The sequence below is a fragment of the Paenibacillus sp. FSL L8-0340 genome, assembly GCF_038593145.1.
In the GTDB taxonomy this organism is placed as follows: Bacteria; Bacillota; Bacilli; order Paenibacillales; family Paenibacillaceae; genus Paenibacillus_AQ.
In genome coordinates this window covers 5,518,127-5,532,813 of the sequence record NZ_CP151967.1, presented here as the reverse complement: position 1 = coordinate 5,532,813, position 14,687 = coordinate 5,518,127, and the positions used below count along the sequence as shown (strand labels likewise).

Genomic DNA, 14,687 nt, shown 5'->3' with positions numbered 1-14,687 from the left:
TTTTCGGCCAGATGGCGGTGTGGAGCCTTTTTTATTTTCCCCAGCGGATATTGTATTCTGCTTTGGATGCTGAAAGCGTGCGGATGTAAGCTTTTCCGCTTGTAGCGGAAAAGGATTACGTTTAGAAGTGAGTTGTAATCGTATACACTGATCTTGTAGAACAAAGATATGAAATTTAAGAGGTGAACGCTTTGGATGAGTATCAGGAAATCATTATGGGGATTATAACCAATTCGGGGATCGCCAAGAGCAAGGCTATGGAAGCTATTGCCCTTGCCCAGAAAGGCCAAGCAGAGCAGGCAGCAGAATGTCTGGAGGAATGCAAGAAGGAGCTGGTGGGTGCGCATAAATCGCAAACAAAGCTGATCCAGCAGGAAGCGGGAGGAGTCGCACATGAAGTGACACTGTTGATGGTACATGCACAGGATCATCTGATGTCGGCCATTACGACAAAGGATTTGGCGGGACATATTGTGGAGCTATATAGCAGATTGAACCGCTATGAAGCGGCGGTTGTCCATAACACTACAATCAGGGAGGACTAAGAATGAAACAAATAACTCTGGTATGCGCAGCAGGAATGTCTACAAGTATGCTGGTACAGAAAATGCAGAAGGCCGCCCAGGCCCAAAATGTTGAGGTAGAGATCAGGGCTACCTCTGAAAGCTCCTTCAAGGAGTACGCGGACAAGACGGATGTGCTGCTGATTGGGCCGCAGGTCGGTTATCTGGAAGGCGATTTTAAAAGCAAATATGAACCTAAAGGCATTAAAGTGAGCGTAATTGACCGAATGGACTATGGCATGATGAACGGTGAGAAAGTGCTTGCTGATGCTTTAAGCCTGTAATCCTTGCCATCTGAAGCAGCTGCGGCGGATTCGCAAGAACAGCTTTTATTGGTGCAAAACATAATTTCATCAAATGGAAGCGTTATCTAGGTGATGGTTATCAGATGAAATTCTAAAGCAGGAGTTGAACGGATATGGCAAATGAAAAAAAGCTATCCCACAAGCTGCAAAGATATGCAGGTAAAATTCAGCAAAACCGCTATATGAGTGCTATTTCGAACGGTCTGATGTCAACACTCCCTTTTCTGATTGTCGGGGCGTTCTCGACGCTGTTCTCTGCGCTTGCCTGGGAGCCTTATCAGAACTTTATTGCACCGGTAAAGGGAATTATCGGATTGGCATCAACCATGACTACGGGGGTTATTGCCCTGTATGCCGTATTCTTCATTGCTTACAGACTGGCACAGGCCTTCGACAAGGACCCGTTGGTTCCCGCTGCGACTGCACTGCTCTCGTTCCTTATCCTCACGCCGGTAGAGACCTTCGACAAGGTTCGGGCGCTGCCGCTCCAATGGCTTGGTGCACAGGGGTTGTTTGTAGCCATGTTCGTCGGCTTGATCGCCTCGAGATTGTATATTTGGATTGTTGACCGCAACTGGACCATTAAAATGCCGGAGGGAGTTCCGCCTACGGTCGTCAAAACCTTCTCGGGATTAATTCCGGCGATACTCGTAGCTGTTGTATTCGTGGTGATTTCAGGCCTGTTCATGCAGACCTCTTTCATTACGGTCCATCAATTTATTTATACCTATCTGCAAGTGCCGCTGGAAGGGCTGGGCGGATCGCTGGGGGCCATGATTATCGCGCTGATCATTATGCAGGCGCTCTGGATGTTCGGGATTCACGGAGCTATCGTGACTTTGGCCATCGTGAAGCCTATCTGGATGAGTCTGGATCTTGCGAACCTCGAAGCCTTTCAGGCCGGTACACCGCTGCCGAACATTATCGGACTGGCGTTCTGGTACATCTTTGCAAATTATGCACCAATGCTCGGCTTCGCGCTGCTGCTGGTCTTTCTCGCCAAGAGCAAGCAGCTGCGTACGATTGGGAAACTGGGCCTCCCGGGGACGTTTTTCTCGATACACGAGCCTCTGAACTTCGGCATACCGGTCGTTCTGAATCCGCTTCTGGCGGTTCCGTTTATCGCTTCCCCTATCGTTTGTGTAGTGCTGGGCTATTTTGCGACCACCATCGGCTTGCTGCCAGCACCTATCGGAATATATCCCGCATTCGGCACTCCGATCTTTGCGCTGGGGATCATCGAGGGCAGCTGGAGACTTGCAGTCGCGCAGCTTGTACTTATTCCAGTCTGTATGCTGATTTACTATCCGTTCTTTAGAATACTCGACAGACAGGCGCTGAAGAGAGAACAAGATGCACAGGAAACCTCGGAGAAGGAAGATGCAGCCGGAGTCAATGCCGGAGCAGTCACCTCATAACCGGACAATACACCCGGAAAACGGCGATTCATCGCCGTTTTCTGTCATTACTCCAGAAGGGGGGAAGCTTGTATGATCAAGCTTGGCATAGCGGAGAACAAACGTTATTTCGTCAGCGAGGGGGCTCCGTTTTTCTACCTGGCGGATACGGTCTGGAGCGCATTCACCAATATCTCGCTGGAGGAATGGAACTATTACCTGGACTACAGGAAAAGCCAGGGCTTTAATGTTCTGCAGATCAATCTGCTGCGGCAGTGGGATGCCAGCGGCAGTGATTTGAATCAGGAGCCGTTTGCCCGGTGTGAAGACGGTACTTATGATTTTTATTCGTTAAATGAAGAGTATTTCGCAAGAGCTGAGCAAATGGTGAACATAGCAGTGGGCAAAGGGTTTGTGCCGGCGCTGGTCCTGCTCTGGTGCAATTATATTCCGGATACCTGGGCGTCCAGAATCCGGGAGGATAAAAAGATGCCGCTTGATGCAGTGGAGCCATACGTGCGTTATGCAGCGGACCGTTTCTCCAAATACTGCCCGATTTATGTCGTGAGCGGGGACACCGATTTTCCGTCCGAACGGGCGAACGAATATTACCGGAAGGCACTTCATGTTGTGAAAAAGCATAGCCCGGAGTGCTTGACCACCCTGCATATTCAAGGAAGAACAGCGGCGGTGCCGGACGAATTCATAAATGATCCCGCTTTGGATTTCTACATGTATCAGTCCGGCCACAATTCACAGTTTCAGCCCATGGCCTATACCTTAGCTATGGATTTCAGCAGCAAGCCGGTAACACGGCCGGTGTTGAACTCGGAGCCTTGCTACGAGATGATGGGGTACAGCCGCCAGGTTTACGGCCGGTTTAGCCGGGCCGATGTGCGCAAGGCTGCGTGGCAAAGTCTTCTATCCGGAGCAGCCGCCGGTGTAACCTACGGTGCGCACGGAATCTGGAGCTGGCACAAGAAGGGCGAGCGGTTCGGAGTTACCGGAGAAGGGTTTGACAGCCCCTATGATTGGCAGACTGCCCTCAAATTCGAAGGGGCATGGGATTACGGATTTGCCAAATGGCTGTTTCAGATGTATGGGCTGACCGGTTTGCAGCCGTGGGACATTGTGCTTAAGAACACGGAAGAGATCCGGGCAGCGGCAACCGCCAGCTTGTCCAAGGTTGCCATTTATGTCCCTGTCAATACAGTGCTAAGGTTAAATGCGGAGCTTGGTGAATACGAGTTTACCATCATTGATCTTGAACACCGCAGATTTGCGGGAGCTGTAATCACTGTTAAAGAGAAAACGACAGTAATAGATATGCATGATTTCGAAAGCGATGTTCTTGTGATTGGTGTGAAAAAATCATATGAGGTGATATAGAATGGGGTTAGGTCCTAACTTTCTGTGGGGCGGTGCAACCGCGGCAAATCAAAGTGAAGGCGGATATAATTTAGGAAACCGGGGTTTAGCAAATGTTGATTTATTGCCTACGGGCAAAGATCGGGCAGGAGTAATGGCCGGGAAAATTAAAATGCTTGAATTTGATGATCAGCACTTTTATCCGGCTCAAGAAGCAATTGATATGTACCATCAGTATATTGATGACATCAAGTTATTCGCTGAAATGGGCTTTAAAACCTATCGTATGTCGATATCATGGACTAGAATTTTCCCCAATGGGGATGAAGAGAAGCCGAACGAAGAAGGTTTAACCTTTTATGAGAATATTTTTCGGGAATTAAGAAAGCACAATATCGAACCCTTGGTAACATTAGCCCATTTTGATGTTCCAGTTACTCTTATCAAAAAATACGGTTCATGGCGTAATCGTAAAATGATTGGTTTTTTTGAGAACTATTGTCGTACCGTATTCAATCATTACAAAGGGCTGGTAAAATATTGGTTGACCTTTAATGAAGTGAATATGATACTGCATGCACCGTTTTTGGGCGCGGGCTTATGCTTTGAACCAGATGAAAATGAGGAACAGGTAAAATATCAAGCCATGCACCATCAGTTAATGGCCAGTGCTGTTGCAACTAAAATAGCGCATGAAGCTGATCCCGGGAATAGGATTGGCTGTATGCTGGCAGGAGGAAATAATTATCCTTATTCTTGCCGTCCGGAGGATTATGCTAAAGCAGTCGAAAAGGACCGGGAAAATTATCTGTTCATTGACATTCAAGCCCGGGGCGCCTATCCGAATTATGCACTAAAAAAATTCCAACGGGAAAATATTCATATTGTGATGGAGCAAGGAGACCGGGAACTATTAAAACAGTATACAGTTGATTTTATTTCGTTCTCCTATTACTCTTCCCGGGCTGTTGCCACCGATCCATCAGTTGCTCATGAAACGGCCGGAAATATATTTAAATCCATTAAAAATCCTTATTTGAAATCCTCCGAATGGGGCTGGCAGATCGACCCCTTAGGGTTGAGGTCAGCGCTGAATATTTTATATGACCGTTATCAGAAGCCATTATTTATAGTGGAAAACGGGCTTGGTGCGGTGGATACACCGGATGAAAACGGCTATGTAGAAGATGATTATCGAATCGAATATCTGCGTGAGCATATTAAGGCGTTTAAAGCGGCAGTCCTGGAAGATGGCGTTGAGCTGATGGGGTATACGACTTGGGGATGTATTGATCTGGTTAGTGCGACCAAAGGCGAAATGAGCAAGCGTTATGGATTTATTTACGTTGATCGTGATGATGAAGGGAATGGGACACTGAAACGCAGTAAGAAAAAATCATTTTATTGGTATCAAAAGGTTATCCAGAGCAACGGTGAAGATTTGGAATAAATTGAATTCTAAATTTTCCGAGTGAAGTATTGCAACTTATTCCTGCGACCATCTCCTTTATCTGGGGTGGTTTTTTTCTATAATGGAAGAGCGGCAGCGGCCGGAAGTCCAGACATTCGCCGTAGTCACGATCCTTTCCCGCCAACGGTCGGTTCCAGATCAGTGAGTAGTGCATGGGTTCCTGCGACCAGTTTTTCTTCAGCTAGCAGTTCCTTTTGCATCCCAATCATCTAGAGCTTCGCGCCAAGCCTGCTTGGAAAGCCACTCGCTTTCGACTGGAAGAGCTTTTATAGCCAAGCGCCTGTTCTACCGTTTGGATACAGAAAGCCCGGCTGTGGGGTAAGGTTGTTTGTAGGCTACCGGCGATGCCTCCAGATGAACCTCCTGTGTATCCATGGAGACGATTTGTTGAAGTTGTAGCTCTGGTAATCCGAGCAATTCGTTGATATACTGGAGTGCCATCTGTCATATCCTTTTGTTGTTTGGTTGGACTTACAACATTCTGATACATACTATCTATTCCTCCCATTTCAGTAAGACACTTTTGATTTTCTCAATAATCTGTACGTCTGCATCCCTGTTTAACAGAAGAATCTGAACCAGTCTTTTTACCATTTCTGGACCTGTGAGGTCATCCTTATCTGCCTTTTCTACTCCTACAGTTAATGCTTTCTGTTTCAACACTTCTAAATAGTTAACCCACAACAATTGAATCATATATGGGGTCTGAAGTCTTTCAAGTTCTCCCTCCAAATCACAAAGAATTTTAGTTCTAATGTCTGGCAGCATTTCTGATGCTTCTTCATCTGGTTTTGCCTGCATAGATGTAGGAATTGGAATATCCATTCTCTTAATCAAGGCCAATTTTTCTTTTGGTACTGTCCAATCGGTTATCTTGGCTCCTTCAACGATTGCTCTACTCGTAATTGCTGATCTGGAGAGGTCTTGTGAGGTATCTAATTCTTTAATCTGATACTCTAAAACAGCGTGTTTCCAACTAGTTTTCCAAGAATAAGGGTTGTTGTTTCCCATAATATATTCCTCTGTTATTTTATTTTAGTGGTTATTTAACCACTAATTAATACGATTATAGGGTATAAATATATCATTTGTAAACCACTGATTTATAATTATATATAAAACTTATCAAAATCCTCTTGCGTTGCCAGTGTTGCATATTGCTAAGGCATATTAAATTGAACTACAGCTCTGTCTTTTTCAAGAGATTCAGGTGTTGCAAAAATGCAATTTACGCAGCATGGGAAAAATATTTTATTTTTTTCTTGATATTTGTAAAATATCTTAAAATGCATTCTGCACGAATTTGTATAATTCGCCGAATATGAAAGGTCACCTCCAGGTTGTTTTAATATCTTTTAAACAAGATGAATGAAATAGTGTGGTTATTTTGCGACTGTTACATCCAATCCGAATAAGAAAAAATTAGAGTTGAATTTCACTTGTCTATTCCAACAAGCTTATAATCATTAAAGAAAAAATGCGCTTAAAAAGAGTGTGTTCAAAAGAGTGAGTCGCAAAAAATCTACAGAAAAAAACCTTGATGTAGAGCTATTTCGGGCCTGTTGACCCGTTCTTTTTTCTGTAATACGATGACATTGCGAAATATTTCACAATAGATTTAAGGCATGCGAAGCAATAGTTTTATTTTTTTAATCAGAAAAGTGAAAATATTCACATATGAGGGAGCAGATTAAATGACAAAAGTAATTTCAGCCGCAAAAGCAGCGGAGCTCATTAAAGATGGAGATACAGTTGCAGCCAGCGGGTTTGGATTATCATGCTGGGCAGAAGAGATGGGAATAGCCATTGAAGATCGCTTCGTGCAAACAGGATTACCGAAGAATTTGACTGTAATGCATGCGAGTGCAGTCGGCAACCGCCGCGACAAAGGAATGAGCCACTTAGGCCATGAGGGATTAATTAAACGATGGATTGGCGGAATTGCAATTGCTTCTCCTGGGATGGCTAAGCTCATCGAAGAAGACAAGTGTGAAGCGTACAATTTGCCCCAAGGTGTAATTACTCAGCTATACCGGGAAATTGCAGCTAAGCGTCCTGGTGTGATTACCAAAGTAGGCATGGAGACGTTCGTAGATCCTCGGGTCGAAGGCGGAAAAATGTCCCCGTCTACGAAGGAAGACATAGTGAAGGTTATTGAATTAGAGGGCGAAGAGTGGTTGTTCTATAAATCCTTCCCTATTAATATCGGCTTGATCCGCGGAACTGTGGCTGATGAGAATGGCAATTTGACTCTTGAAAAAGAAGGCCTGCATATGGAGGTTCTGCCTATCGCTCAGGCTGTCCGCAACTCGGGAGGCATAGTTATCGCCCAGGTAGAGACGGTCGCAAAGTGTGGCACTCTTAATCCTAAAGATGTTAAAGTGCCAGGGATTTTAGTAGATTATATTGTTGTTTCTAAACCGGAAAATCATTACCAGACAGAAAACACTCATTATAATCCGGCATTCTCCGGTCATGTAAAAGTACCTACAGAGTCTATTGAATCCCTACTGCTGGATGAGCGCAAAATCATCTCCCGCCGAACTGCAGTAGAGCTTCAACCGAATACGATCTTGAATCTTGGGGTTGGAATTCCGGTTAATGTTGCAAACATAGCAGCAGAAGAGGGAGTAAGCGACCAACTGATTTTGACAACAGAGGCGGGTTCGATTGGTGGTGTTCCCGCAGGTCTGAAAGACTTCGGTCATGCTTATAACTCTGAAGCTATTGTAGATCATGACTCGCAGTTCGATTTCTATGATGGTGGCGGAATCGATTTATCTGTCCTTGGCTTGGCTCAAACAGACGAGTTCGGGAACGTAAATGTCAGCAAATTTGGAACTCGTGTAACTGGATGCGGCGGGTTTATTAATATCTCTCAAGCTGCCAAAAAGCTTGTGTTCGCAGGTACATTTACAGCTGGCGGGCTAGAGATCAAGGCTGAAGATGGAAAATTGCAAATACTCCAAGAGGGAAAAGTAAAAAAGTTCATTAAGAAGGTGCAACAAATCACGTTCAGCGGTTCATATGCCGCCAAAGTTGGGCAACCCGTTGTATATGTTACTGAGCGCGCAGTATTCGAACTGCAGAATGGAAAAGTTACATTAACTGAAATAGCACCAGGTGTTGACTTGCAAACTCATATTCTGGATCAAATGGAATTTGAACCGGCGATCTCACCAAATCTTAAAGAGATGGATCAAGCCATGTTCCAGGAAAACTGGGGAAAATTGAAGTCTATTATTGCCGCAAAAAATCAGATTTTATTGGAAGTATAGTGATTATTTACTGATTTAATAAACCATGAAAAGGGATGATGTCATGAATGTAAAATTGAATCGTTGGAGGATATTGATTGCATCAACGATCATTAATATCTGTGTAGGTGCAATATACGCATTCAGTATTTTTGCACTGCCATTAACCAAAGTATTTAATGTTACGATGCCGGATATTATGATGGCTTTTACTATTAATGCGGCTATATCTCCAATTCCAATGATCCTGGGAGGGAAATTGGTAAATAAAGGGGGAGCCAAGAAGGCTATATTCATTGGCGGAGCAATGTTTGGGCTTGGATTTATTCTTTCCGGATTGGCAACCGCTCCTTGGATGCTGTATATCACATACGGTGTAATTACCGGAATAGGTCAGGGAATTGTGTATTCAGCTACAATTGGGAACAGCGTTAAGCTGTTCCCGGATAAAAGAGGATTAGCTGCCGGAATTGTTACAGCGGGATATGGCGGTGGTTCCATCGTTATAGCACCTATAGCTAACGCGTTAATTAGCGGCAATGGTGTCCAGCCAGCATTGATCATGCTCGGGGCCGCCTTCTTAGTAGTCATTCTAAGCCTTGCTCTACTCGTTAAAGCATCCCCGGCCGGGTATATCCCTGAAGGCTGGACGCCTCCGGCTGCTGCAGCTTCTAAGGGTGGAGTTAATATAGAGTGGCACGAAATGATAAAGAAGCCATTATTCTATGTGATAGCCTGCCTGTTCTTAATCGGTGCCTTGTCAGGAATGATGGTAACAGCTAATGCTTCTGTAATCGGTCAGAAGATGTTTGGACTTTCGGCCGCAGCCGCAGCACTATATGTAAGTTTATACTCTCTCAGTAACTGCATTGGTCGTGTATTCTGGGGTGCTGTGTCCGATAAAATTGGGCGGGTAAAATGTCTGCTCATTATCTATCTGGTCATTGCGGGCATGATGTTGACTATAGCATTATCTACAACAATAGCCGGATTTGCAGTAGCCATCGTAGGAATTGGCTTATGCTTTGGCGGAACCATGGGAATATTCCCTTCTATTGTCGGTGAGAAATTTGGTATGAAATATTACGGCGTGAACTATGGTGTAACTTTTATCGGTTATTCAGGAGCAGCATTCTTCGGACCGCGAATTGCCGGTAAGGTTGCAGCAGCTAATGACGGAATGTTCACGAATGCTTTTTACATCGCTCTGGTTATCTCCTTGGTTGGTTTTGCCTTAACCTTTGTTTTCAAAGCAATGGAAAAACAACAGCCAAAACCAGAAGCCGCTAAAGCTGCTTAAGAAACTTAGTTACATTAACGATAAAAAACAATCAAAAAATGGAGGTTTATAAGGATGTCGATTACAAAATTATTAGGTATTAAATATCCAATTTTTCAAGGTGGTATGGCTCAAATCGCCGTTTCTCCTCTAGTAGGTGCTGTTTCTAATGCGGGAGGGCTAGGCATTATCGGTTCAGGCGGATTTACTGCTGATCGTCTTCGTGACGAGATTCGTAAGGCAAAAGAAAGCACCAATAAACCCTTCGCTGTAAATTTGATGTTGATGATGAACAATATCCCTGAACTTATTCAAGTCATTATAGAAGAAAATGTGAAGATTGTTACCACGGGTGCAGGCACGCCCGCTCCATACATGAAGACTCTCAAAGAAAATGGCATTATCGTAATTCCGGTAGTCCCTTCTGTAAAAATCGCCAAGAAAATGGAAGCATTAGGTGTTGATGCGATTGTTGCTGAGGGAACAGAAGCGGGCGGACATGTTGGTGAAACAACGACGATGGCTCTGCTGCCTCAAGTAGTTAGTGCGGTTTCCATTCCGGTTATTGGAGCCGGCGGGATTGCGGATGGCCGTGGGGTCGCAGCCGCATTTGCGCTCGGAGCACAGGGTGTTCAGGTTGGAACCCGGTTCCTGGCTACAGTGGAATGCCCTACTCACGAGAACTTCAAACAAGCAGTAATTACAGCAGATGATACGAGCACAACGGTTACTGGCCGCAGCCTGGGTGGTCCTGTAAGAAGTATTAAGAATAGTATGATCGCTGAATTCCTTAGACTTGAAAATGAAAAGGCTTCTCGTGAAGAGTTAGAGAAATTAAGTTTAGGATCTTTGCGCAGAGCCGTATTCGAAGGAGATACGGATACTGGCTCTGTAATGGCAGGACAAATTTGTGGGATGGTCAATGAGATTACCACGGTTGAAGAGATGATTACCACTATGTTTGAAGAGGCGCAAGAAATCCTTGAGAAGCTGGGGAAATTATCAGTTGTTGGTGCATAATTAAAGTGTAATATATATTAGCCAAGTGGTATCATTTACGTAATGATATCATTTGGCTTTTTTTCTAAATATGAAGTAAGCGTTAATACAACTGTATAGGACTGATAAATTTGACTAAAAGAAATAAAAAAACAGCTAAACGTACGATAGACGAAATTATTGGAGAATTGCCGTCTACTTTATTTGTCACCGATCCAAACGGAAATATATTAATTTCCAATGAATTTACCGCTTTAACCATTGGAGTTCAATTAGAAGAGCTGCTAAAGGCCAACGTCCAGGATTTGGTGAAGGCAGGCTATTATGGTCATTCCATTACGATGGAAGCCATTCAAAGTAAACAAAAAGTATCTAAGAATATCATTACGTCAAGAGGGTTTCATATATTCTCGACAGCTATTCCTATTTTGGATAAGGACGGGGAGGTGCAGCTGGTAGTCACCACTTCAAATGAATTCAAACAGGAACACACCTATTATGAGGCTAATGTACCTGTAACCCAGCAAATCAGCAAGCAATTAGGAGAAGCTGCAGCGGGAAAAGGGAAAGGTATTGTTGCCGAAAGTTTGGCAATGAAACAAATTATTAAAGTCTGCAACCAAATAGCATCCTACGACAGTAAAGTGTTAATATATGGTGAATCCGGAACGGGCAAAGAGGTTATAGCGAAATATATTCATCTAAAGAGTGAAAAGTGGAAGGGTCCCTTCATTGCGATTAACTGCGCAGCTATTGCTCCGGCTGGATTTGAATATGAATTGTTTGGATACGAAAAAGGAGTCTTTGAAGGGCAGGCGGAAGTGAAGACAGGCATGATTGAAATTGCCAATGAAGGGGTTCTATTTCTGGATGAAATTGCGGATTTGCCTCTCGAGATGCAAGCCAAATTATTGCGGGTTCTTGAGAATCAGGAAGTGAGAAGAGTCGGCGGCATCACTAATATACCGATCAATTGTCGTGTTATATCAGCTACTAGCCGGGATCTGTGGAGTATGGTAAAGAAAGGGCTGTTCCGGGAAGATTTATATTATCGGATTAATGTGATCCCGATTCATATTCCTCCGCTTCGCAACCGCAAACTAGACCTTGTAGGATTAATCTCCAGTTTTATAGCCAGCTTCAATCAAATGTATGGTAAGAAATATGTCTTAAGTGCTGAAGAGTTTGATAAGATGCTTAGTCAGCCTTGGCATGGGAATGCGAGAGAGTTAAGGAACTATATCGAAAGACTTGTGGTTACGGAATACATGGGAATTAGCCAACAGGAAGAGGATAATGTTGCGGATTGGTATTCAATAGACCACTTCATAGAAAAGAATAAACATCAGCTGTCTACTCTGAAAGACTTCACTGCAGTAGCAGAGGGGCGTTATATAAAAAAAGTACTGAAAGATTGTTATGGTAACGGAACAGAAGCGGCCAAGAAATTAAGTGTGGACAGATCGGTTATTTACAGAAAGCTAAAGAAAATGGAAGAAGTGCTGGCCCCCAAAACCTTATAACAGCGCAACCTGTCCTGAATGGAACATTATTAAAGTTTGATTCTGGTAATCATGAAATCAAAGGTTTCAGCTCATTTGGGCTGGAGCTTTTTTTTGTTCCAGGGACAGATTGTTCCCGCATGAGCTGCTGCGGTGAAACAAATATGATTTTATATTCGCCTTATTGGAGCTTGAATTTAATGAATCCAAATCCATAAAATTCCGTAATAACAGCTATACCTATTATTTTAATGGAAATGGAGTGAAGTGAATGAATTTGTCAATGTTGCGTAGCGGTCCCGCTTTTTGGACGAGGACAGTGCTTGCCGCTACCCTGATTCTGACTCTGACGGCCCCGATGGTGCATGCGTCTGCCGTTTCCCCTGCGTCTCCTCCTCCGGCATCTGCTAAACGGCAAGCTAAGCCGCTGACGACAGAGAATGCCGCGGCGTTCCTCAAGCAATTCTTCAGTATGAAAGAGGTAAAAGCGCAGCTTGCCGGTGCGGTTGTCATTGTGGTCAAGGATGGCAAGACGGTGATTGAAGAAGGCTTCGGCTATGCGGACAAGGCCGGTAAAACGAAGGTAGACCCTGATGAAACGGTCTTCCGCATGGCCTCGGTATCCAAAACCTTCACCGCCACTGCCGCTATGCAGCTGGTAGAGCAAGGGAAAATTGATCTGAAAGCGGATTTCCAGACCTATACAGGACCGATTGAATTCGAGAATCCCTTCGGGGTTCCGGTAACGGTGGAGGATTTGCTGACCCATACCACTGGGTTCCGGATTCAGGACCCTCAGCCGGAAGATATCAATGATGATTTCGGGACAAAGGTATCTATTGAGGATTATGTGCTGCAGCACATGCCGCCGGTTGTCCGAGAGCCGGGCACTTCTTACATGTATGACAACTTCGCTTCACTGTTGCTTGGTCTGGTAGTGGAGAAGGCCAGCCGCGAGTCCTATGAGGATTATATGGAGAAGCATGTATTTGCACCGCTGAATATGGATAAAAGCGGCTTCCTGCTGGAAGGCAAGCTGAAGGAAGATCTCGCTACGGCCTATGATGCCGCAGGCAAGGCGCTTGACTTGTATACAGTAACTCCAACCGTCATGCCGCATGGAGGCATGCTGTCCACCGCCGATGATATCGGCAAGTTCATGACTGCTTTTCTGAATGGGGGTGTGGCGGGAAATAACCGCATTCTGGCTGAAAGTACAGTAGACTCCATGAAGGAATATCGCTCCTCCATCAACCCGTTGTTGCCGAATACCACCTACGGCTTCGAAGCACCCATGCAGCTTCCCGGTGCCGGCAGCAGCTCCAAGATTATCACCAAGGCAGGCGATTTAATCGGCTTCAGCTCTTATATGTTCCTGATTCCGGAGCAGAATACCGGAGTTTTTATTGCCTATAATCAGCAAAGCGTGCTGCGGGAGCTGTTTTACCCGGCGTTTATCCAGGAATTTTTCCCGCAATATGCCGCACCGGCGAAGCTGGGAACCTTCCAGCCGCTGAGCGCCGAAGCCCTGGATGCGTTCACGGGTTACTATGCGGATCTCCGTCTCAAGAGCCTGGTCTCCACGGTTGCTGTAAAAAATGGTGCGCTTAGCATTAGTGATGCATTGCTGGGCACCCGCCAGCTGCGTCAGGTGGACGATAATTTGTTCATTGATGCGCTTACCAAGAAATTTACTGGCTTTGAAATGACTTCGGGCGGACAAGGCGCCTATCTGAAAGAACCGTACCTCAATCCTTACAGCTATGAGCAAAAAGGGCCGGATGGTGTCGGTTATGCCGATGTCACCGCGAGCCATCCGTATGCGACCCCGGTTATGATGCTGCAGTCGCTGGGCTATCTGCCGAATGATGCGGCGCTCAGCTTTCAGCCTGAGGCGGGAACTACACGTGCCGAGTATGTGCGGTTGATGCTGGAGAGCAGCAATATAAAAGAGAGCAAGACAGAGAAGCTGGCATTCCCTGATCTGCAGGGTCATCCTGATGCCGCATATGTACAGATGGCCGTTGAACTCGGAATGGTTCAAGGAACGCCAGGCGGAGAGTTCCAGCCTGACCGGGTCATTTCCCGCCAGGAGGCGGCGGTAATGGTGTGGAAACTGCTCAGCGCACAGTACCCGGATGAGCTGTTCAAAGATGTGAAGCTGGCCGGCAAAACGGATAAATGGGCGGTTCCGGCAGTGAGGATGGCCGTGGCTTTGGGACTGTACGGACCTGACATCAAGGCTAATGCCAAGGGGGCTGTTGATTTCAAGTCCAGAGATGCGCTGAGCAAAAAGGAGAATGCTGCAATTCTGTATGCTCTGTTCACGAATCCGATCAATCAGATCGTTGCCGGACTGACGGAGAAGTCCGGGGAAGCGGGCAACTGAGAGGGCGGACAGCGACAGGAGTTCATATATCTAGTTCAACTTAATAAGCCCCCTTATGAAATGGAAAAAAGGGAGATTGCGCCCGATGAATATATTGGGCTGTACTACAAAAAGCAGAGCCTGCAGACATTGTCCGCAGGCTCTGCTTTTTAAGAAT

12 protein-coding genes are annotated in these 14,687 nt (G+C 45.3%); 10 read left to right on the top strand and 2 right to left on the bottom strand.

Going from position 1 to position 14,687, the window contains the following annotated elements; translation table 11 throughout:
- Window positions 1–191 precede the first annotated feature (191 nt).
- The 5 genes from NST07_RS25275 to NST07_RS25255 all read left to right on the top strand — a co-directional run bounded on the left by NST07_RS25275 (window position 192) and on the right by NST07_RS25255 (window position 5,083).
- Window positions 192–545: a PTS lactose/cellobiose transporter subunit IIA gene (locus tag NST07_RS25275; RefSeq protein ID WP_341379360.1), complete on the top strand. Its 354-nt coding sequence runs from the start codon at window positions 192–194 to the stop codon at window positions 543–545.
- Between the two features lie 2 nt (window positions 546–547).
- On the top strand, window positions 548–847 hold the full coding sequence (locus NST07_RS25270; protein WP_076109937.1) for a PTS sugar transporter subunit IIB: 300 nt from the start codon (window positions 548–550) through the stop codon (window positions 845–847).
- A gap of 134 nt (window positions 848–981) precedes the next feature.
- Entirely contained in the window at window positions 982–2,286 is a 1,305-nt protein-coding gene (locus NST07_RS25265) for a PTS transporter subunit EIIC (RefSeq protein ID WP_341379359.1), read from the top strand.
- A 72-nt stretch (window positions 2,287–2,358) separates the two neighbouring features.
- Window positions 2,359–3,654, top strand: coding sequence for a DUF4038 domain-containing protein (locus NST07_RS25260; protein WP_341379357.1), 1,296 nt, complete (start codon window positions 2,359–2,361; stop codon window positions 3,652–3,654).
- A gap of 1 nt (window position 3,655) precedes the next feature.
- Window positions 3,656–5,083 (top strand): 6-phospho-beta-glucosidase, encoded by a 1,428-nt coding sequence (locus NST07_RS25255; protein WP_341379356.1) that lies wholly within the window; start codon window positions 3,656–3,658, stop codon window positions 5,081–5,083.
- 306 nt (window positions 5,084–5,389) lie between these two features.
- On the opposite strand, the gene NST07_RS25250 is transcribed toward NST07_RS25255, so the two are convergent.
- The gene (locus NST07_RS25250) at window positions 5,390–5,545 is read right to left on the bottom strand and encodes a hypothetical protein (RefSeq protein WP_342480358.1); all 156 of its coding nucleotides are present in this window, start codon (window positions 5,543–5,545) and stop codon (window positions 5,390–5,392) included.
- A gap of 54 nt (window positions 5,546–5,599) precedes the next feature.
- Complete coding sequence (locus NST07_RS25245) at window positions 5,600–6,115, bottom strand: hypothetical protein (RefSeq protein WP_341379354.1); 516 nt, start codon at window positions 6,113–6,115, stop codon at window positions 5,600–5,602.
- A gap of 683 nt (window positions 6,116–6,798) precedes the next feature.
- Here NST07_RS25245 and NST07_RS25240 point away from each other — a divergent pair.
- The 5 genes from NST07_RS25240 to NST07_RS25220 all read left to right on the top strand — a co-directional run bounded on the left by NST07_RS25240 (window position 6,799) and on the right by NST07_RS25220 (window position 14,530).
- Window positions 6,799–8,382: an acyl CoA:acetate/3-ketoacid CoA transferase gene (locus NST07_RS25240; protein ID WP_341095226.1), complete on the top strand. Its 1,584-nt coding sequence runs from the start codon at window positions 6,799–6,801 to the stop codon at window positions 8,380–8,382.
- A 43-nt stretch (window positions 8,383–8,425) separates the two neighbouring features.
- Window positions 8,426–9,661: an OFA family MFS transporter gene (locus NST07_RS25235; protein ID WP_342480357.1), complete on the top strand. Its 1,236-nt coding sequence runs from the start codon at window positions 8,426–8,428 to the stop codon at window positions 9,659–9,661.
- Window positions 9,662–9,715: 54 nt separating this feature from the next.
- Complete coding sequence (locus NST07_RS25230; protein WP_340897038.1) at window positions 9,716–10,660, top strand: DUF561 domain-containing protein; 945 nt, start codon at window positions 9,716–9,718, stop codon at window positions 10,658–10,660.
- Window positions 10,661–10,770: 110 nt separating this feature from the next.
- Entirely contained in the window at window positions 10,771–12,162 is a 1,392-nt protein-coding gene (locus NST07_RS25225; protein WP_342480356.1) for a sigma 54-interacting transcriptional regulator, read from the top strand.
- A 250-nt stretch (window positions 12,163–12,412) separates the two neighbouring features.
- The gene (locus NST07_RS25220) at window positions 12,413–14,530 is read left to right on the top strand and encodes a serine hydrolase (protein WP_342480355.1); all 2,118 of its coding nucleotides are present in this window, start codon (window positions 12,413–12,415) and stop codon (window positions 14,528–14,530) included.
- Window positions 14,531–14,687 lie beyond the last annotated feature (157 nt).

Bases quoted from the DNA above. Each gene is read 5' to 3' on its own strand.
- NST07_RS25270 (WP_076109937.1), top strand. From the start codon at position 548: ATGAAACAAATAACTCTGGTATGCGCAGCAGGAATGTCTACAAGTATG.
- NST07_RS25265 (WP_341379359.1), top strand. From the start codon at position 982: ATGGCAAATGAAAAAAAGCTATCCCACAAGCTGCAAAGATATGCAGGT.
- NST07_RS25260 (WP_341379357.1), top strand. From the start codon at position 2,359: ATGATCAAGCTTGGCATAGCGGAGAACAAACGTTATTTCGTCAGCGAG.
- NST07_RS25255 (WP_341379356.1), top strand. From the start codon at position 3,656: ATGGGGTTAGGTCCTAACTTTCTGTGGGGCGGTGCAACCGCGGCAAAT.
- NST07_RS25250 (WP_342480358.1), bottom strand. From the start codon at position 5,545: ATGGCACTCCAGTATATCAACGAATTGCTCGGATTACCAGAGCTACAA.
- NST07_RS25245 (WP_341379354.1), bottom strand. From the start codon at position 6,115: ATGGGAAACAACAACCCTTATTCTTGGAAAACTAGTTGGAAACACGCT.
- NST07_RS25240 (WP_341095226.1), top strand. From the start codon at position 6,799: ATGACAAAAGTAATTTCAGCCGCAAAAGCAGCGGAGCTCATTAAAGAT.
- NST07_RS25235 (WP_342480357.1), top strand. From the start codon at position 8,426: ATGAATGTAAAATTGAATCGTTGGAGGATATTGATTGCATCAACGATC.
- NST07_RS25230 (WP_340897038.1), top strand. From the start codon at position 9,716: ATGTCGATTACAAAATTATTAGGTATTAAATATCCAATTTTTCAAGGT.
- NST07_RS25220 (WP_342480355.1), top strand. From the start codon at position 12,413: ATGAATTTGTCAATGTTGCGTAGCGGTCCCGCTTTTTGGACGAGGACA.